Below are 18201 nucleotides of genomic sequence, written 5' to 3'. Positions count from 1 at the left end.
CTAAAAAAAGCCTTCCCGATAATTCGGGAAGGCTTTTTTATGTTTCATGACCTGTTATTTTCCAGTTACTCCAAGTCCACTCTTGCCTGTTGGTGTCATCCAACCATCTTTAATGTCAAAGCCTCCTGATACTACATCTTCTATCAGGTCAAGACTACCGTCAAGATCCAAGTATTCAGTGTTGGCAAAACCAAGACCTGCGTGTAATGCAGCGCTGATACTAATAGCACTCTCATCATTGCAGCCCCACATTAATGTGGTGTTCGATGCCTGAGCAATGGTAGCGATTTGCCTTCCGGGATATATGCCACCAGATTTCATCAGCTTAATATTAAAAATGCCGCTGGCTGCAGGGGGTGATGCTAGTACAAAAGCATTGTTCGGGTTGATCAGACTCTCATCAACTGCAATTATTTCTTTGATTTCGGCAGGTAAATTCTTGAAATCATCAAAAGCTTTTGCGGAAAATGGTTGTTCTATAAGTTCAATCTTATCAACCGTTGTTTCTTTATAGAATTTAGTAAGGTCAGCAACACTGTAACCCTGGTTAGCATCAACACGAATCAGGAACTCATCTTTAAAGACTTCCCTGATTTTTTTCATTCGGGCGATATCTTCTTCAACATTAAGACCTGTTTTTACTTTCAATACCCTGAAGCCCATATCATAATATTCCTGAGCCTCTTCCACAGTATCTTCTACATTTTTAATTCCAATGGTTACAGAGGTAGGTAGTGATTTTACCTTTTGACCCAGAAACAGTACTAAAGGCACATCAAGATACTGTGTGAAGGCATCATGAATGGCAATATCTAAAGCTGCTCTGGCAGCAGGGTTCTTAGGCAATTTTTCCTGTATGTCGTTAAGAATACTATAAAACTGCCGGATGTCCCTGCCAACCATGAAATCGATCTTATTCAACTCTTCCATTGTTGAAGTCAGGTTTTCACCAACAACATATTCACTTGGGTTTCCAGAGCCTCTGCCTATAATCCCATTTTCCAATTCAATTTCAACGATTGCATTATTGACAGTACTTACTGTTTTAAAGGCAATAGTGTAAGGGCGATTATTACCTAAATCTTTCAGGTATGCATTGATACTTTTAATTTTCATTTCAATCGTTGTTTTATAATTTCTACAATTTTGGACATGCCTTCGTCAAGAGGCAGAATAACAGGCAATCCTGTTTCTTTACTTATTTCTTCTTTGGCCTCTAAAGCCTGCTCCATAGTTAGGCCCATAGTGTTTAGTCCTATGGCAATGGTTTCTACACCATACATTTTGAGAAGCTCCAACTCATTAGAAACTCCTGGAATTTCTTTTCCATAGTCGGCCAAGCCTTTATAATATTTTCTTCCTGGAGCATGCTGAAGCACAACCGCATCCAACTCACAGGAGATAATCAACTCTGAACCACATGGTCCGCTGGGGTTGCGCAATGAAGACTGTCCTTCAAGAATAATGACTTCAGGTTTTTCCTTTTCCCAGCATTCGTATACTGCATGTTCCAGTTCACCAGAAATAAAGTCATTAGGAGTGGCATCGAAAATGAAGCCGTACTTACCTCCTTGAAGCCAGCCTGTTTGACCAGTGTAAACCATATGGGAGCTGATATTCTCTTTTCTTAGCTCATTAACTAGTAACTTACTGGAAGTGCGTTTACCAAGAGCGCAATCAGTACCCAATAAGCCAACTTTAAAGCTTTTTACCTCTTTGATTTTACCAGTCCAGAAATGAAGTTCTTTAAAAGGTTTTGGTTTTCTGATGTCATAGATATTAGCATCATTAAGCTCTGCTATTGAAGAGAATTCTTTGATATCGCCTAAAGCTTCATGAAGCCCATTAATGATACTGATGCCCATTTTCAGGCATTCTTCTATGGTAGGATACAGCTCTTCTGGCAATACTCCTCCCTTTGTGGCCATACCTATCAGCGCAAACTGAGGTTTATCAGTGCTCTGAATTAGCGTAAATATGCTGTCATAAATGGGTATTTCCCTGTTAATCCCATCGAGAAGCTCTCCAGCGTCCTGCCCGGCAGATACCTCATCGATTACCCCTAATATTTTAAACCTATCAGACTGGCGTATTAGGCCATGCGCTGTTTTGGCATTGATAGTGTGCAGTAACCCTCCGGTAATGATGCAGGCCGTTCCTTCGACTGCATCAAAAGGCAAATTATTGATCATACGTAGTTCTAAATCTTGACAAGTCTGGTTTAAATTCTCTTTTTCTTTTTAACTCATAATCATATATCAGTCTGCCCAGATTTTCCATAAAAGGCATGCCCACCTCATCATATTCATAAACTCCATCATTGTAAATCTGATTGTTGTTGACTGAAATTACGGCTGAAAGTAAGAATTCTACACCATTTTCAAAATCAATTATTAAAGCATTATCAATCAGGTAACCATAGGCCTGGCCAATCTTATTGAAGATTCGGATATTTTCAGGTATTTTATCTTTGGTACCATACATCAGGAATTTACAATAACCGTCTGGCAATGAATCTGCCTTGTAATCAGGGTAGCTTGTTTCTCTTGGAAGTTGCGACATGTATTGATACAGGAATTTATAATCACCTTCTTTCAGGTTGAATTTGTTACTTGAGTTTGGAAACATCAGATCCTTCAACATGCCTTGAAGATCGGCAAGAGGAATCCAGTTTTTATAGGTAAAGTTAAAGGGTTCATTAACTAAACTGTCTGATCCATTGATATACCCAACGCCTTTCAGTATTTCATTTTTTGGAGTGTAACTCCAATTACTTTTGGTCAAAGGTTGACTATAAATTATGCTATCACCATTTGTAAATCTTACTGGATTGGTATGCATATTTTCGTCACTTGAAAGTGCTATCGAAAGGCGATGCTGAATGACAGAGTTGTTAAATCCTTTTTCTGTCAGTTTTTGATTAATGTATTCTGGCCCAAGGAATTCATAAAGCCTGTTGTAGGCATCATTATCACTTACCACAAAGATCTTTTTGATATAATGCTCGATGCTGGGAAGGCCATTGGCTGATGTCGAATCAGTAGTTACCGGGCTTTGGCCACTGTAAGCACTATCTGTCAACATGGTGCTTTCTTTAGTCAACCCATCAATGCCCAACTCATGCACTTTTTCTAATGCTAAAAATGCTATTGGCATTTTTACCGTGCTGGCAGGGTAGAAATATTGCTCAGGATTTAGCTGATAGCTGAATGATTTGAATTGAGGATTATTTGCAGAATCACGGTTTATCTGCGTGTATAATATCTGCACCTCATAGTTTGGGTTGTTCAGGATTTCACCAAACTTCTCTTTGTCAGCCTTCATTAAATTCTCGACAAGATTTTCATCTTCTATAATGTCTTGTTGGCAGGAAGCAAATATCATGATGAGGGCTATTGATAAAATTGTACGAATCATTTTTGAGGGGCTTTTTTAAGTTTTATATCTAATTGCTCATGTAATCTGTTGATGAATTCTTCACCAACATCATCTTTTTCGGTCAGATAAGAAGCATCTTTTTCCAGCCATAGTTTATGGCCTATAAATCTTTCGTACTGATCATGGCCAATGAGGTATTCGATATCATATTTTTTAGCCAGGTAATTGGCCAACTTTAAGTTAGACTGAAACTGAGCTTCAGTGAGCGGTAAATCGGTGCCGTTAGCAATGTTCTCGATGCCTATTGAATTATAATTAAGCCCAATGACATGTCTTGCAAAGGTGGTTTCAGGTAACAGCCTGTAGATGGTTCCATCTCTATCAATCACAAATTGAGAAGATACATTAAGACTACTAGCAGCTTGAATATTGAACCTTGTAGAAGGCAGCACAGATGGATTAAAAGCTTCGAAAGTTTCTTCAAGCGTTGGTATCACCGTCCAGTGAATCACTATTATTTTTGGGTCAATGACTGGTTCATCCACGTCCAAGCCATAATGCTCCTTAATATATTGGAGGGATAGCGATTTTCTTTCCTCATCAAAAGTTATGGGTTTGTCTATGATATTGATATCCTGACATGACCACAGAATCAGTGCAGTAAATAGGAATTTTTTCATTATTTATATTTTTCCAGAAGCAGTTGCATAAACAGCCGGGCTGATACTTTGCCTTTTTCTTTAATAAAATCTCTTGGGGTATCGTCACCAACTTCATAGGTCACACCTTCAGCCTTAAACTCCTGCAAAAACCAGTTTTTTGAGACAGGTGAATCTGAACCGCCATCTTCTTCTGTGATGGATTCGTCTGGAAACGCAGCTTTTAATTGCTGCACCCATTTCTTTACCACCCCTTTTTCTGATGAATAAGTTTCTTCATTAAAAGTATACAGAAGATCTTTATGGGTAGAATGAAAGTCAAGTCCTAGCACAACATTCATTTTTATTTCCTTGACACGCTGATGGATATATTTTTGAAACTGATCAATCTCTGGCTGATTATAAAATTGCCAATCGCGGTTAAGGTCAACGCCACCAGTATTATGGCGCCAGTGACCATTATCAACACCATCAGGGTTCAGCATTGGCACTATGATAATGCCAAATTCCTTTCTGAATTCTCTAGATAGTTCTGATTCTGCAAGCAGCTCGCTCACAAAAGACTGCATGGCCATATAGCCGGTAACTTCAGGTGGATGCTGGCGACTGATAACTATTAAAAGTGGTTTCTTTTCCCCCAGCGCAATTTCAAGGGCATTCATGTCAACACCTTTTTTACTTTGGCCCATTAGGTGTTTTGTTACTAAAGGATTCTTTGATATGTCTTCAACAAAGGCTGCGTTGTAGGCAGATGTTCTCAATTCCTGGGCTGATACCCATAGGTAATCTTTGTTAAGATTTAATTTGAGTACGGCACTGTCTTCTGGCCAGGCAGTTATAGCGGTGCTATCTATGGGACTCCAGTTAATACCATCTGTGCTCACATCAGGATAGTATCTGTGGCGGCCATCTTTATATTTTAAATGGACATATATTTCCTTTGGAGTTTCTGATTTTAGTTTGAAGGAGTACCATGGACTCATATTAATAGGTGCATTTTCCGGCTCAACATCAATCTGGAATACAGAATCATTGAGTTGCGAAAAACCATTGAGCCTGGCGCCATCAAATTCATTATTCGCTGTAACACCGCCTAATGTGAATGACCCTTTTTCCTGATAGGTTATTGGTTTGGACTTAGTGTTTGTAGAACCCGGGGGGTCATAAGACAGCGGTGTGCCTACTTTTTTGGACGAAACACAGGAGTATAAAACAAATGAAGCAATTAAAATTTGCAGAGTAGTTCTGATCATAACCTTAAATTATAAAATTATGATCAAATAAAAATTTGAATTCTAAATGGCCTGTTTAATTGTACGTGAACGGTAAAGCCTAGAAAAGCGAGAAGTTGCTTAGCTGAGCAATAAAGTTTGGTATTACACCCGGTACGGCAATTATCGTAAACAGAATGCCGAAAAGTCCACCATATAAATGGGCATCATGATTGATATTGCCATGGCCTTTTTTGCCCATGTAAAAAGAATAGACAATATACAAAGCCCCCCATATAAAACCAGGAAAGCATAAGAAGTCTAAAGCGTATAGGCAAAGTTCATGTGAGGGATCAAAAATGATAAAGCTGAAAAGGAGTGATGATACTCCACCAGATGCTCCAAGGGCATTGTAATAAGGAGCATCTTTATGTTTAATGAATGACGGAATGTCAGATACAATAATGCCTAAGAGGTACATAAGTACATAAAGTACAATGCCCATTGTTCCATAGATGGCATAAAAGATATTCTCTACATAAGTTCCGAACATGTACAAAACGAACATGTTGAAGAGCAAATGCAGCATGTCGCCATGTATAAAACCCGAGGTTATAAACCTGTGATATTCCTTATCCCGAATGATGATATAAGGATTAAACATCAAACGACTTTTTAAGGTAGGATTCTTGAAAGCATTGAAGCTAACCAGACCAGTTACAATAATTATTATTAGGGTTACAGACATTATATAAATGAGGGTTGTGAGTCATGAGCTACGAGCTGCGAGTTAGTTTCTCGCAGCTCGCAGCCATTGACTAAATGTGTATGGGTCTGTTTTCGGTAGCTGCAAGGCATGCCTCTTTAACAGCTTCCATATAAGTTGGGTGAGCGTGAGACATTCTTGAAACATCTTCAGCAGAAGCCCGATATTCCATTGCGGTAACACCAGCTGCAATCATATCCGCAGCCCTGGCCCCTATAATATGCATTCCTAAAATCTCGTCAGTGTTTTTGTCGGCTAATACTTTTACCAAGCCGTCAACATCCATACTGGCTCTGGCTCTACCCAAAGCTTTGAATGGAAATGAACCCACTTTATAAGCAACTCCACTTTCTTTCAATTCTTCTTCAGTATGTCCAACACTAGCAACCTCTGGCCAGGTGTAAACCACTCCGGGTATTAATTTATAGTTGATATGAGGCTTTTGACCAGCCAATTGTTCAGCTACCATAGTGCCTTCTTCTTCGGCCTTATGTGCTAACATGGCTCCACGAACAACATCACCAATAGCATAGATATTATCAACTTTGGTTTTTAGGTGATCATCTACAGCAATTCTTCCTCTTTCGTCAGTAGATAGACCTGCTGCTTCAAGGTTCAGTCCGTCAGTGTATGGACGTCTTCCAATAGCCACTAAACAGTAGTCACCTTTGATTTCTACCTGCTCGCCTTTTTTATCCTCTGCTTTAACAATTACCTCTTTACCTTTATTTTCAATAGCAGTAACCTTATGGCTCACTTTACACTCTATGCCTTGCTTTTTGGCAACCTTTGTTAGTTCCTTGGCCATAGTTCCATCCATCGTAGGGATGATTTTGTCCATATACTCAACCACTGTAACCTGTGATCCAATACGTGCATAAACTGAGCCTAGCTCCATGCCAATAACGCCACCACCAATTACAATAAGGTGTTTTGGAATTTCCTTCAGCTCTAAAGCTTCAGTACTGGTGATAATTCTCTTCTTATCAATTTTAGCAAATGGTAATGAAGATGGTTTTGAACCAGTAGCTATGATTATTTTGTCTGAGGTGATTTGAGTTGCATCACCTTCATCAGGCGTTATTTTAATAGTGTTTTTATCTACAAATGACCCAAACCCATGATGAACATCGATTTTGTTCTTTTTCATTAGGTAATCAATACCATCACACGTCTGCTTAACTACCGAAGCCTTTCTTTCAATCATTTGTTTGAAATTGACTTTAGGCTTGGCGATATCTATACCATGCTCAGTAAAGTGATTTACGGCATTGTAGTAATGCTCTGAGCTATCTAAAAGCGCTTTTGATGGAATACAGCCTACATTTAAACACGTGCCGCCAAGGGTGTTGTACTTTTCTATAAGTGCAGTTTTAAATCCTAATTGTGCGCATCTGATTGCTGCCACATATCCGCCAGGACCAGAACCTATAACCGTTACATCGTATTTCATATTTATTAGTATTTAGTGTCTAGTTGTAAGTAGTAAGTTTTAGACATAATTAAACTTACTACTAGCAACTTTTGACTTACTTCTCAATTATACTCCCAACATTAATCTTGCAGGATCTTCTAACAATTGTTTAACCCTTACTAAAAAGCTTACTGATTCACGGCCATCAATGATTCTATGATCGTATGATAAAGCTAGGTACATCACCGGTCTTACTTCTACCTGACCATTAATGGCTACTGGTCTTTCAACAATGTTGTGCATCCCCAAAATGGCTGATTGAGGGGCATTGATAATAGGAGTAGATAGCATTGAACCAAAGATTCCTCCATTGGTGATGGTGAATGTACCACCTTGCATCTCTTCTATACTCAATTTTCCATCCCTTGCTTTTTTAGCCAAACGAACCACTTCACTTTCTATTCCTTTGAAGTCAAGTGACTCTGCATTTCTAATAACCGGTACAACCAATCCCTTTGGAGAACTTACCGCAATAGAGATATCACAATAATCATGGTAAACCATTTCGTTGCCATCAATAGCGGCATTTACAGCAGGCCATTCTAACAATGCCTGGCAGCATGCTTTGGTGAAGAAGGACATAAAGCCCAAGCCTACACCATGTTTTTCTTTAAACTGCTCTTTGTATTTTGCTCTTAAATCCATGATTGGCTTCATGTCTACTTCATTGAAAGTAGTCAACATAGCCGTTTCATTTTTTACAGAAACAAGGCGTCTGGAGATCGTTTTTCTCAATGAAGACATCTTTTCTCTTCTCTCATCTCTTGTTCCTCCTGCTGAAATTGCTGGAGCAGCAGCGTCATCAGAAGTTGCCTGTTGTTGCGGTGCAGGAGCAGACTTTTGAGCTTTTTCAGCATCTTCTTTAGTTATACGACCGTCAACGCCAGTTCCTTTTATAGAACTGGGGTCTATTCCTTTCTCACTTAATATTTTAGCTGCTGCTGGTGATGCATGCCCTGTGGCATAGGTTGTGTCGCCTGAAGGAGCAGCACTTGAAGTTGTTGCCGGAGCAGATGCCTTACTGCCCTCACTTGAAGCAGGAGCACCAGTCATCACTTCAATATCACATATTTTAGCACCTATTTCCAGTGTGTCACCTTCCTGGGCTATAATTTTTAAAATTCCATTGGCTTCTGCAGGCAGTTCAAATGTTGCTTTGTCAGACTCTACCTCAGCAATAATTTCATCAAGAGCTACAAAGTCGCCATCGCCTTTAAGCCAGGTAGAAATCGTTACTTCCGTAATTGATTCTCCAACAGCAGGAACAATCATTGTTTTTACCTCACCAGTTTTTTCAGGGCCTGAGGTACTGGCTTCCGGTTCACTTGCCTTCGAAGCTGCTGGCGCTGATGAAGGGGCACTACCAGCGGCATCTGTGTCTATAGAACAAATAATTGTTCCGATATCTACAGTTTCACCTTCTTCAACTTTAATTGAAAGTTTACCAGCTTTTTCTGCTGGCAATTCAAAAGTGGCTTTGTCTGATTCCAATTCAGCAATAATTTCATCTTGCTCAACTATGTCACCATCTTTTTTAAGCCATGTGGCGATGGTAACTTCGGTGATTGACTCACCTACCTCTGGAACTTTAATGTCTAAACTCATTTTATTGGTAGTTTATTAGGTCTTTTTTATTTTTCGAATGCTTTGGCAACAATAGCAGCCTGCTCTTTTTTATGAACTTTAGAATAGCCTGTTGCTGGAGAGGCGCTTGATTTTCTTGAAATCACACGCATTTTTACATCAGACAATATTCTTAATAGATATGTCCAATAGCCCATATTTTCAGGCTCTTCCTGTACCCAGACAATCTCTGCATCGCCATATTTCTTTATAAGTGCATCAAATTGTTTTCTTGGGAATGGATGAAGTTGCTCAATCCTTACAATAGCTACATCTTTTATCTTACTTGCCTGCTGCTCTTCTAACAAGTCAAAGTAAACTTTACCAGTACAAAGCAAGACACGTCTTATCTTTTTGGCTGTGGCATAAGTATCGCCAATGATTTCCTGAAAACCTCCTTTGGTAAAATCTTTAAGCGGAGAAACAACCAGTGGGTGTCTCAACAAAGATTTTGGTGAGAAGTTGACACATGGTTTTCTAAAATTCCAGGTTACCTGTCTTCTTAGCATATGGAAGAAGTTGGCTGGAGTTGTGATGTTTGTTACGATTAAATTTTCTTCTGCAGAAAGTTGCAAAAACCTTTCTGGCCTCGCATTAGAATGTTCTGGCCCTTGGCCTTCATAACCATGAGGCAGTAGCATTACCAATCCATTCATACGCTGCCATTTAGATTCAGCACTTGTTATGAACTGGTCAATCATAACCTGCGCACCATTGGCAAAATCACCAAATTGTGCTTCCCAGATAACCAGTGCGTTTGGTGTGGCCATGGCATAACCATATTCAAAACCTAATACCCCAAACTCCGAAAGCAATGAGTTGTAGATTCTAAATGGCTGCTGACCTTCATCTATATGATCAATATTGCAATAAGATTCATTCGTATTTGCATCAAATACTACAGCATGACGATGAGAGAATGTGCCTCTCTTAACATCCTGACCTGACATACGAACAATTTTGCCGTCATGAAGTATCGACCCGTAAGCTAACAGCTCGGCATCTGCCCAGTTAATTTCTTTCTTGTCAAAGAAATTGGCCTTTCGGTCTTTTATAAGCTTGTCAATTTGTTTTAATGGTTTAAAACCTTTTGGCAAAGTTGTAAGAGCCTTAGCCACTTTTTCTACAGTGGCCTGACTAATTGATGAATCAGGAGACTTGTCAAAGTCTTTGCTTGTGGCTCTTTTAAGCTGCTCCCATTCTTCCTCAATTTTTTGAGGCTTGTATGGCAAAGGTTTTTGCTTAACCTCGGTCAGTCTGTCTTGTAGTAAGTTTTTGAAATCAGTTTCTATCTTCTCGATTTCAGCCTCATTAATATCGCCTCTTTCTGTAAGTGTCTTTACATAGATCTCTCTAGGATTTGGGTGCTTGGCAATAAGGTTATACAATTTTGGCTGAGTAAATTTTGGTTCGTCAGCCTCATTGTGTCCGTGGCGTCTGTAGCACAACAGATCGATAAAAATGTCTTTACCAAAAGTTTGATTGTATTCAACTGCTAAATTGGAAGCAAACACCACAGCTTCAGGGTCGTCACCATTTACGTGTAATACAGGTGCATCAATGATTTTAGCTATGTCTGTACAGTAAATACTTGACCTTGCATCATCATAATCAGTGGTAAAACCTACTTGGTTATTAATAACAAAATGAATTGTTCCACCAGTTCGGTAACCTGGCAGCTCCGACATTTGCACAATTTCATAGACAATGCCCTGTCCTGCAACTGCAGCATCACCATGTATCAATATAGAAAGGGCCTTTTTAAGGTCTCCATCATACTCATCATCAATCTGACCACGGACATAACCCAACACCAAAGGATCAACCGCTTCAAGGTGTGAAGGGTTGGGTGTTAATTTTACATAAACGCCTTTGTCGGAAGGAGTTTTTATTTTACTGGAATATCCAAGATGGTACTTAACATCACCATCTCCCATAGTAAGGTCAGGATCTGTGGTGCCTTCAAATTCACTAAAGATCTCTTCATAGGTCTTGCCCATAATGTTGGCAAGTACGTTTAATCGACCCCTGTGAGCCATACCTATAACCACCTCTTTAACATCGAATTCAGCGGCCTTGTTAATAATACCATCCAGCGCAGGAATAGTATTTTCACCACCTTCTAGTGAGAACCTTTTCTGACCCAAGAATTTGGTATGCAAGAAGTTCTCGAATGTTACTGCTTCATTGAGCTTTAACAGTATTCTTTTTTTGGTTGAATTGTCCGGGTTAATATCAACACCTTCTTTCTCACACTTTCTCTTAAACCAATCTAAAATCTCGCCATCACGAATATGCATGTATTCGTATCCAATGTGTTTTAGATAAATTGAATCAAGAGTCTCGATGATCTTTTTTAGAGAAGCCTTGCCAATTCCTATTTCAGCACCAACTTCAAACTCTGTATTTAAATCAGCATCGGTAAGTCCAAAGTCTTTGTATGATAATTTTACATTATGATCACGTCTCTCACGCACAGGATTTGTATCCGATTTAAGATGTCCACGTGATCTGTAAGCGTGTATTAGGTTTCTTACTTGTGTATCTTTGGAAGATACACCAGCAGTTTCACCAGGTAGTCCATCTTCACCGTATTTTTGTAACGAAAACTCGAAACCTTCGAAAAATTTCTGCCAGGTTTGATCAACGGAAGAGGGATCTGATTGGTAAGATTTGTAAAGCTCATCTATATAACTTCCATGAGCATTGGAGATGTAGGAATATTTATCCATTGGTTGTGTTTGTACAATTACAAAACAAATGTAGTTAAGTGAAATATAATAAAAAAACTGTATAAGCGTGTAAACAAATATGTCTGTAAATCAGCTAATTAGATCGTTTTATGTGAGAGGGTGTTCTTCTAACTAAGAGATAGGGCACATAACACCTTGATATTTAATTGTTAATGGTGTTGAAATTCAGAAAAAACACTACCTTTGCACCTCAATTTTAAAGACGGACGTGTTCCGCATTTTAAAACATATAACAAAAAATGTCAGTAAAAATTAGATTAACGCGCAGAGGGCGCAAAAGCCAGGCAATTTACGATGTAGTCGTAGCAGATGCCCGTTCACCACGAGATGGTAAATTTATTGAGAAGATTGGGAGATATAATCCTAATGTAAATCCTGCTTTTATAGAGTTGGATGAAGGCAAAGCTTTTGATTGGGTAATGAAAGGTGCACAACCTACAGATACCGTAAGAGCAATGCTATCTTACCGAGGAGTAATGTACAAGAAACATTTACAAGTTGGGGTTAACAAAGGAGCTATCACTCAAGAAGAAGCTGATAAGAAATTCGCTGCATGGCAGGATGAGAAGTTAGCTAAAGTTGAAGCTAAGAAAGACAACCTTGCTAAAGATACTGCTAGCAAAGCAAAAGCTAGAAAAGAAGCAGAGGAGAAAGTTAAAGAGGCAAGAGCTGAATCTTTAAGAAAGAAAGCTGAAGAATTAAACGCTAGCGCTGAGGAAGCTGAAGCACCAGCTGCTGAGGCTACTGAAGAAGCGGCAGAAACTGCAGAAGTAGAAGCTCCGGCTGCAGAAGCACCAGTTGAAACCCCAGAGGCTGCGGCTGAAGAGACTCCTGAAGCATCTGCTGAAGAAGAGAAAAAAGAAGAATAGTCGACATGAATATTGATGCGTGCTATCAATTAGGCTACGTTATCAAAAAACATGGCGTCAAAGGTGAGGTCAGCGTTTTATTAGACGTTGATTTTCCAGAAGAATATTCAGAATTGGAATCAGTTTTTGTTGAAATAAACCAAAAACTGGTTCCTTTTTTTATTGAAACCATCCAGATTCGGGATGATAAGGCAGTCATTAAGTTTGAAGACATTGATGATGGGCCGGCTGCAGATGAACTTAAAGCCAAGAGGGTTTTCCTTCCTCTTTCTACATTACCTGAACTTGACCCTGGTAAATTTTATTATCATCAGGTGGTCGGCTATACGGTCAAAGACCAAAAGTTGGGTGAAGTAGGAATAATAACGGGAATCTTTACTTCCAATATGCAGGACCTAATTACAGTTGATCATGATGGAACTGAAATACTCATACCTATCAATGATGACATTGTTCATGATGCTGACCATGAGAATAAAATATTGAATGTAGATCTGCCTGAAGGGCTGATGGACGTATATTTGTCCTGATGATGCATATTGATATTATAACTTGCCTTCCAAAATTATTAGAGAGCCCTTTTGGTGACTCTATATTAATGCGAGCTCAAAATAAGGGGTTGGTTGCCGTCAGTGTTCATGACTTAAGGAAATATTCTAAAGACAAGCACCAGAAAGTAGATGACTATGCCTTTGGTGGAGGAGCCGGCATGGTTTTAATGATGCAGCCCGTGGTTGATTGCATTAATGCACTTAAGGCTGAACGGGAATATGATGAAATCATATATATGAGTCCCGATGGAGAGCGGTTTTCTCAAACTATAGCTAACGAATTATCCTTAAAGAAAAACATCATGATTCTTTGTGGTCATTATAAAGGTGTAGATGAAAGAATTAGGGAACACTATATAACAAGGGAGATTAGTATAGGAGACTATGTTTTATCCGGGGGAGAGTTAGCTGCGGCAGTTGTTTCAGACGCTATTATAAGATTAATTCCCGGTGTACTGGGAGATGAAACTTCAGCACTTACTGATTCATTTCAGGATGGTTTGGTGGCACCACCGGTTTATACCAGGCCGGCAGATTTTGAGGGAATAAAAGTACCAGATATTCTTTTGTCAGGCCATGAAAGGAAAATTGAAGAGTGGCGTTTTGAGCAGGCGGTGGAAAGAACAAAGAAAAGAAGGCCTGACCTTTTTAATGACTCTAAATAAAACAAAAGGCATTTGAATTGTTATACTAGGAGTATAATAGAGTTTAGATGACCAAGTCAGAAATAAATTACAAAAACCTTCTTACAGAGCGGGAAAGAGACCTTGAAGATAGGAATGAGGAACTGGAGGCGCAACACGAAGAGCTAACAGCTGCGGTAGAGGCGATGATCAAGAAGAATGATCATCTTGAAAAAGCGCTTGAAGAGCTGCATACCCGAAATAATGAAATAGAACAGATAGTTTATAGAAGCAGCCATGACTTAAAGTCACCAATCACCTCTTTGGATGGACTTTTAATGCTTATGGAAACTGATCAGGACAATCTGAATGATTATTTATTGAGGGCAAAAATGGCTTCTAGAAACATGAAGCATATTTTGCAAATGATGGTGCTTTACAGTAATTCCTTAGTTAGTGATTTATCTGTTGAATCCATTTCTGTAGATGACTTATGGCAGCAGGTAAATAAGGAGCTTCAAGAAATAGAAGATTATAATACGGTCAAAATTTCATTAGATAAAAACAAAAATGAATTTTCAGGTGATGTTGCGCGCCTTAAAATGGTTTTGTTCAATTTGATCAAGAATGGAATTGATTTTAAAAATAAGTCTAATGCCCGTATAGAAGTTAGGTTTAATTTTAGATCTGAGTGTTTAAAAATTCAGGTCTCCGATAACGGGGTTGGAATACCAGACTATTTACAAACTGATATTTTTAAAATGTTTTTTCGTGGGAGTAATTACTCCAAAGGATCTGGTTTAGGTCTTTATTTATCAAAAAGAGCCGTGGAATTAATGAAGGGTAAAATAAATGTTGTCAGTTCCGAAAATATAGGAACTACAATAACCGTAGAATTGCCTTTAAAGAAGTAAGGAGGACTTATTTTCGTCCTCCTTTTTTTACAGATAGCTTCTCAATTTTTTGAATGTACTTCACTGAATCAGCGAGCATCTGCTTTTGCGAGGAGATCACTTCTTCTAAATAAACAACCCGTGCCTCTAATTCCCCAACCCTTTTGGTGCATTTTGTTTCAAGCAGTTTAATGTTATCAATCGCCTGATGTAAAAGAGCCTCTATTTCAACACTAGTCATTTTCTAATTTTTAATGGCATCTTCCAGGCTTTCCGCATAACCAATATCCATTAGATTAAACTTTCCTTTTGGATGCTTCATTGCAATTTGTTCTCTTCCAATTTTTACGCTCTGTCGGAAGACAGGATCGTTAGGTAAGATTTTTCTATGTGTTTTTAATCCCAGTTCGTACATTTTTTCTTTCCATTCAACAAAATACCATTCCATTGATGGCTGATGAAAAACGCTGAGCTTAGTTTTGTCAAAAACCAGTTTGGAAATTTTGTTTTTCTCTACAAGTTCGCCTATATATTCAAATACCTTTTTGAATTCATCTATGGTAATGTAGGTACCAGTAGCCCTCACTAATGCAGTATGTGAATTTTTAACAGTATATACTTCCGCATTTTTAAATGTTTTTTCAATGTTCAATGTTTTTAAAATTTCTGATTCCATAAGTATACTTTTATTGAATATATAACATGGTTGTTATATTAATGTTTAAACATCAAATGAATTCTTTTCCTCAAATGCATTATATTTTAAATTCGACTTGAGAATAAAATAAAATAATTACTATATTTGCACTCCGTTTTTTGGAGAGATACTTATTGATCATATATCATGAACGAAATTATAAAAGCATTAGAAGCAGAACAGGGAGAAAGAAGAAACTCCCATCCTTCATTCAAAGCAGGTGATACAGTTAATGTTCACGTGAAAATTAAAGAAGGTACTAAAGAAAGAATTCAGCAGTTTCAAGGAACTGTTATTCAAAGAAGACACCCTAATTCAGCTGGTGAGACTTTTACTGTAAGAAAAGTTTCTAACGGTATAGGAATAGAAAGAATTTTCCCTATTCTCTCTCCAAACATTGAGAAAATTGATGTTGTGAGGTTGGGTAAAGTAAGAAGAGCCAGATTGTACTACTTGAAAGGAAGACAAGGTAAGGCTGCAAGAATCAAAGAGAAATTGTAATCTCTTACAAAACAAAAGCAAAAAAGGATTGTCAATTGACAATCCTTTTTTTATGCCCTCAATATCGGTACTTATTAATTCAGAGTACCAATATTATTTAAGTCTTCACATGCTTTAATCAACCTTGCTTTGAATGACTCTTCACCTTTTCTTAACCACACACGTGGGTCATAGTATTTCTTATTAGGAGAGTCGTCACCTTCCGGGTTTCCAATTTGTCCTTGAAGGTAGCCCTCATTTGCCTGGTAATAATTCTTAATACCTTCCCAATATGCCCATTGCAAATCAGTGTCAATGTTCATTTTAATAACACCATAAGAAATACCCTCTCTTATTTCTTCAACTGTAGAACCTGAACCACCGTGAAATACAAAATCTACAGGATTTGGGCCAGTGCCATATTTCTCAATGATGTGATCCTGAGAATTTTTAAGGATCACTGGTGTCAACTTTACATTACCTGGCTTGTAAACTCCATGCACATTGCCAAAAGCAGCTGCAATAGTAAATCTGTCACTTACTTTACTTAACTCTTCATAAGCATAAGCTACTTCTTCTGGCTGAGTGTATAATTTCGAACTGTCGATGTCAGTGTTATCTACACCATCTTCTTCACCACCTGTAACACCTAGTTCAATTTCTAAAGTCATATCCATTTTGCTCATACGCTCAAGATATCGCTTGCAGATTTCGATATTTTCCTCGATAGACTCTTCAGAAAGGTCAATCATGTGAGAGCTGAACAATGACTTACCGTGCACCTTATAAAAATCTTCTCCTGCATCTAGCATGCCATCAATCCAAGGCAATAATTTTTTAGCTGCGTGGTCTGTATGTAATATCACAGTAGCACCATATTTTTCAGCCATCATGTGAACATGATGAGCACCTGATACCGAACCTGCAACGGCAGCTCTTTGATTGTCGTTATTTAGACCTTTACCTGCATAAAAAACCCCACCGCCATTTGAAAACTGAATCATCATAGGTGAGTTGATTTCTGCTGCAGTTTCTAAAACAGCGTTTACAGAGTTTGTCCCCACTACATTAACTGCAGGCATAGCAAACCCTTTTTCTTTAGCATATTTGAATAATTCCTGAACTTCGCTACCGGTAATTACTCCGGGCTTAAATTTTGAAGATGACATAGATACGATTGTCTAGTTAAATACTTGTTTGTGCCCTTTAAATGAGCCTTACAAAGAAACTAAATTATTTAGTCGGGTCACATTCTTAAAGGTAATTTTTGAAAGCTTGGAGATACTATGGATATTTGCCCAGATTTTTGAGATTGATTTTTATCAACGCAACAAAATTAAGCGACACTTATGAGCTGGTTTAAAAGAAAGGACAAGGGGATACAGACACCTACAGAAGCCAAAAAGGAAGCACCAGACGGCTTATGGTTCAAAACCCCGGGTGGGAAGATTGTGCATACCAGAGAGCTTAAGAGCAATGCCTATGTAAGTCCTGAAGATGGGTATCATGTGCGTATCGGGTCTAAAGAATATTTCGATATACTCTTTGATAATAACAAGTTCACTGAGCTTGATGCCAATATGGAATCTGCAGACCCTTTGAAGTTTGTGGATACCAAAGCCTATCCTGACAGAATAAAAAGTACGCAGAAGAAGGTGGAATTGAAAGATGCTGTTCGTTCTGCTTATGGAAAAATGAATGGTGTTGAAATTACGATAGCCTGTATGGACTTCAATTTTATTGGAGGCTCCATGGGCAGTGTTGTTGGTGAGAAAATAGCCAGGGCAATAGACCACTCTATAAAAAATAAGATTCCATTTTTGATGATCTCAAAATCTGGTGGTGCCAGAATGATGGAGGCAGGTCTGTCCCTCATGCAGATGGCAAAAACTTCGGCTAAATTGGCACTGTTGAGCGAGGCCAAAATTCCATATATATCTTTGTTGACTGACCCAACTACAGGAGGTGTTACAGCATCTTATGCCATGCTTGGTGATTTTAACATTGCAGAACCCGGTTCGTTAATTGGTTTTGCAGGACCTCGTGTTATCAGGGAAACTATAGGCAAAGACTTACCAAAAGGATTCCAAAGTGCCGAATTCGTTTTGGAACATGGGTTTTTGGATTTTATAGTTGATAGAAGAAATCTAAAATCTAAGTTGAGCACATTGCTCAAAATGCTTAAGTAAGAAATAATACCACATTTTGGGGGATGCCGCTTGTA

General features: G+C 38.5%; 18 protein-coding genes. 6 read left to right on the top strand and 12 right to left on the bottom strand.

The genetic code is table 11. The annotated features are described in order from the left end of the window. Nucleotides 1-54 precede the first annotated feature (54 nt). From RIB54_RS19670 to RIB54_RS19630, 9 genes are all read right to left on the bottom strand, one after another. Nucleotides 55-1116 (bottom strand): mandelate racemase/muconate lactonizing enzyme family protein, encoded by a 1062-nt coding sequence (locus tag RIB54_RS19670; protein WP_350102523.1) that lies wholly within the window; start codon nt 1114-1116, stop codon nt 55-57. Further along, nucleotides 1113-2192, bottom strand: coding sequence for an N-acetyltransferase DgcN family protein (locus tag RIB54_RS19665; protein WP_350102522.1), 1080 nt, complete (start codon nt 2190-2192; stop codon nt 1113-1115). Before RIB54_RS19665 ends, RIB54_RS19670 begins: the two co-directional genes overlap by 4 nt. Beyond that, complete coding sequence (locus RIB54_RS19660; RefSeq protein ID WP_350102520.1) at nt 2182-3417, bottom strand: serine hydrolase; 1236 nt, start codon at nt 3415-3417, stop codon at nt 2182-2184. The genes RIB54_RS19665 and RIB54_RS19660 overlap by 11 nt, the downstream gene beginning before the upstream one ends. Next, nucleotides 3414-4058, bottom strand: coding sequence for a peptidoglycan recognition protein family protein (locus tag RIB54_RS19655; RefSeq protein ID WP_350102517.1), 645 nt, complete (start codon nt 4056-4058; stop codon nt 3414-3416). Before RIB54_RS19655 ends, RIB54_RS19660 begins: the two co-directional genes overlap by 4 nt. After that, nucleotides 4058-5290: a M14 family metallopeptidase gene (locus tag RIB54_RS19650; protein WP_350102515.1), complete on the bottom strand. Its 1233-nt coding sequence runs from the start codon at nt 5288-5290 to the stop codon at nt 4058-4060. The genes RIB54_RS19655 and RIB54_RS19650 overlap by 1 nt, the downstream gene beginning before the upstream one ends. Nucleotides 5291-5369: 79 nt before the next feature. After that, on the bottom strand, nt 5370-5912 hold the full coding sequence (locus RIB54_RS19645) for a rhomboid family intramembrane serine protease (protein WP_350102513.1): 543 nt from the start codon (nt 5910-5912) through the stop codon (nt 5370-5372). A gap of 154 nt (nt 5913-6066) precedes the next feature. Continuing rightward, on the bottom strand, nt 6067-7467 hold the full coding sequence (gene lpdA / locus RIB54_RS19640; RefSeq protein WP_350102511.1) for a dihydrolipoyl dehydrogenase: 1401 nt from the start codon (nt 7465-7467) through the stop codon (nt 6067-6069). Between the two features lie 87 nt (nt 7468-7554). Then, nucleotides 7555-9093 (bottom strand): 2-oxoglutarate dehydrogenase complex dihydrolipoyllysine-residue succinyltransferase, encoded by a 1539-nt coding sequence (gene odhB / locus RIB54_RS19635; RefSeq protein ID WP_350102509.1) that lies wholly within the window; start codon nt 9091-9093, stop codon nt 7555-7557. 26 nt (nt 9094-9119) lie between these two features. Then, nucleotides 9120-11843, bottom strand: coding sequence for a 2-oxoglutarate dehydrogenase E1 component (locus tag RIB54_RS19630; RefSeq protein ID WP_350102508.1), 2724 nt, complete (start codon nt 11841-11843; stop codon nt 9120-9122). Nucleotides 11844-12103: 260 nt separating this feature from the next. On the opposite strand from RIB54_RS19630, the gene RIB54_RS19625 reads away from it, so the two are divergent. The 4 genes from RIB54_RS19625 to RIB54_RS19610 are packed head-to-tail and all read left to right on the top strand — an operon-like array spanning nt 12104 to nt 14821. Further along, a complete protein-coding gene (locus tag RIB54_RS19625; protein WP_350102505.1) occupies nt 12104-12733 on the top strand; it encodes a 30S ribosomal protein S16 in 630 nt (209 codons plus the stop codon). Between the two features lie 5 nt (nt 12734-12738). After that, on the top strand, nt 12739-13263 hold the full coding sequence (rimM, locus tag RIB54_RS19620; protein ID WP_350102503.1) for a ribosome maturation factor RimM: 525 nt from the start codon (nt 12739-12741) through the stop codon (nt 13261-13263). Between the two features lie 2 nt (nt 13264-13265). After that, the gene (gene trmD / locus RIB54_RS19615) at nt 13266-13949 is read left to right on the top strand and encodes a tRNA (guanosine(37)-N1)-methyltransferase TrmD (protein WP_350103007.1); all 684 of its coding nucleotides are present in this window, start codon (nt 13266-13268) and stop codon (nt 13947-13949) included. Nucleotides 13950-13996: 47 nt separating this feature from the next. Further along, entirely contained in the window at nt 13997-14821 is an 825-nt protein-coding gene (locus RIB54_RS19610) for a sensor histidine kinase (RefSeq protein ID WP_350102501.1), read from the top strand. Between the two features lie 7 nt (nt 14822-14828). Here the strand turns inward: RIB54_RS19610 and RIB54_RS19605 are convergent, their stop codons facing one another. Then, nucleotides 14829-15041: a hypothetical protein gene (locus RIB54_RS19605; RefSeq protein ID WP_350066587.1), complete on the bottom strand. Its 213-nt coding sequence runs from the start codon at nt 15039-15041 to the stop codon at nt 14829-14831. A 3-nt stretch (nt 15042-15044) separates the two neighbouring features. Beyond that, entirely contained in the window at nt 15045-15476 is a 432-nt protein-coding gene (locus tag RIB54_RS19600; protein WP_350102498.1) for a hypothetical protein, read from the bottom strand. Between the two features lie 168 nt (nt 15477-15644). Between RIB54_RS19600 and rplS the strand changes: the two genes are divergently transcribed. After that, nucleotides 15645-15998 (top strand): 50S ribosomal protein L19, encoded by a 354-nt coding sequence (gene rplS, locus RIB54_RS19595; protein ID WP_350066583.1) that lies wholly within the window; start codon nt 15645-15647, stop codon nt 15996-15998. A 74-nt stretch (nt 15999-16072) separates the two neighbouring features. Here rplS and fbaA read toward each other — a convergent pair whose 3' ends face one another. After that, nucleotides 16073-17146: a class II fructose-bisphosphate aldolase gene (fbaA, locus tag RIB54_RS19590; RefSeq protein WP_350066581.1), complete on the bottom strand. Its 1074-nt coding sequence runs from the start codon at nt 17144-17146 to the stop codon at nt 16073-16075. Nucleotides 17147-17326: 180 nt separating this feature from the next. On the opposite strand from fbaA, the gene accD reads away from it, so the two are divergent. Further along, the gene (accD, locus tag RIB54_RS19585) at nt 17327-18166 is read left to right on the top strand and encodes an acetyl-CoA carboxylase, carboxyltransferase subunit beta (RefSeq protein WP_350066579.1); all 840 of its coding nucleotides are present in this window, start codon (nt 17327-17329) and stop codon (nt 18164-18166) included. Nucleotides 18167-18201 lie beyond the last annotated feature (35 nt).

It is taken from the genome of Fulvivirga sp. (genome assembly GCF_040218215.1).
Classification (GTDB): Bacteria; Bacteroidota; Bacteroidia; order Cytophagales; family Cyclobacteriaceae; genus Fulvivirga.
Note: the sequence above shows the minus strand (reverse complement) of the source record. Positions and strands in the feature narration are given on the sequence as shown.

What these genes read in the sequence shown, in the direction of transcription:
- RIB54_RS19670 (WP_350102523.1), bottom strand. Translation starts at nt 1,116, where the DNA reads ATGAAAATTAAAAGTATCAATGCATACCTGAAAGATTTAGGTAATAAT.
- RIB54_RS19665 (WP_350102522.1), bottom strand. Translation starts at nt 2,192, where the DNA reads ATGATCAATAATTTGCCTTTTGATGCAGTCGAAGGAACGGCCTGCATC.
- RIB54_RS19660 (WP_350102520.1), bottom strand. Translation starts at nt 3,417, where the DNA reads ATGATTCGTACAATTTTATCAATAGCCCTCATCATGATATTTGCTTCC.
- RIB54_RS19655 (WP_350102517.1), bottom strand. Translation starts at nt 4,058, where the DNA reads ATGAAAAAATTCCTATTTACTGCACTGATTCTGTGGTCATGTCAGGAT.
- RIB54_RS19650 (WP_350102515.1), bottom strand. Translation starts at nt 5,290, where the DNA reads ATGATCAGAACTACTCTGCAAATTTTAATTGCTTCATTTGTTTTATAC.
- RIB54_RS19645 (WP_350102513.1), bottom strand. Translation starts at nt 5,912, where the DNA reads ATGTTTAATCCTTATATCATCATTCGGGATAAGGAATATCACAGGTTT.
- lpdA (WP_350102511.1), bottom strand. Translation starts at nt 7,467, where the DNA reads ATGAAATACGATGTAACGGTTATAGGTTCTGGTCCTGGCGGATATGTG.
- odhB (WP_350102509.1), bottom strand. Translation starts at nt 9,093, where the DNA reads ATGAGTTTAGACATTAAAGTTCCAGAGGTAGGTGAGTCAATCACCGAA.
- RIB54_RS19630 (WP_350102508.1), bottom strand. Translation starts at nt 11,843, where the DNA reads ATGGATAAATATTCCTACATCTCCAATGCTCATGGAAGTTATATAGAT.
- RIB54_RS19625 (WP_350102505.1), top strand. Translation starts at nt 12,104, where the DNA reads ATGTCAGTAAAAATTAGATTAACGCGCAGAGGGCGCAAAAGCCAGGCA.
- rimM (WP_350102503.1), top strand. Translation starts at nt 12,739, where the DNA reads ATGAATATTGATGCGTGCTATCAATTAGGCTACGTTATCAAAAAACAT.
- trmD (WP_350103007.1), top strand. Translation starts at nt 13,266, where the DNA reads ATGCATATTGATATTATAACTTGCCTTCCAAAATTATTAGAGAGCCCT.
- RIB54_RS19610 (WP_350102501.1), top strand. Translation starts at nt 13,997, where the DNA reads ATGACCAAGTCAGAAATAAATTACAAAAACCTTCTTACAGAGCGGGAA.
- RIB54_RS19605 (WP_350066587.1), bottom strand. Translation starts at nt 15,041, where the DNA reads ATGACTAGTGTTGAAATAGAGGCTCTTTTACATCAGGCGATTGATAAC.
- RIB54_RS19600 (WP_350102498.1), bottom strand. Translation starts at nt 15,476, where the DNA reads ATGGAATCAGAAATTTTAAAAACATTGAACATTGAAAAAACATTTAAA.
- rplS (WP_350066583.1), top strand. Translation starts at nt 15,645, where the DNA reads ATGAACGAAATTATAAAAGCATTAGAAGCAGAACAGGGAGAAAGAAGA.
- fbaA (WP_350066581.1), bottom strand. Translation starts at nt 17,146, where the DNA reads ATGTCATCTTCAAAATTTAAGCCCGGAGTAATTACCGGTAGCGAAGTT.
- accD (WP_350066579.1), top strand. Translation starts at nt 17,327, where the DNA reads ATGAGCTGGTTTAAAAGAAAGGACAAGGGGATACAGACACCTACAGAA.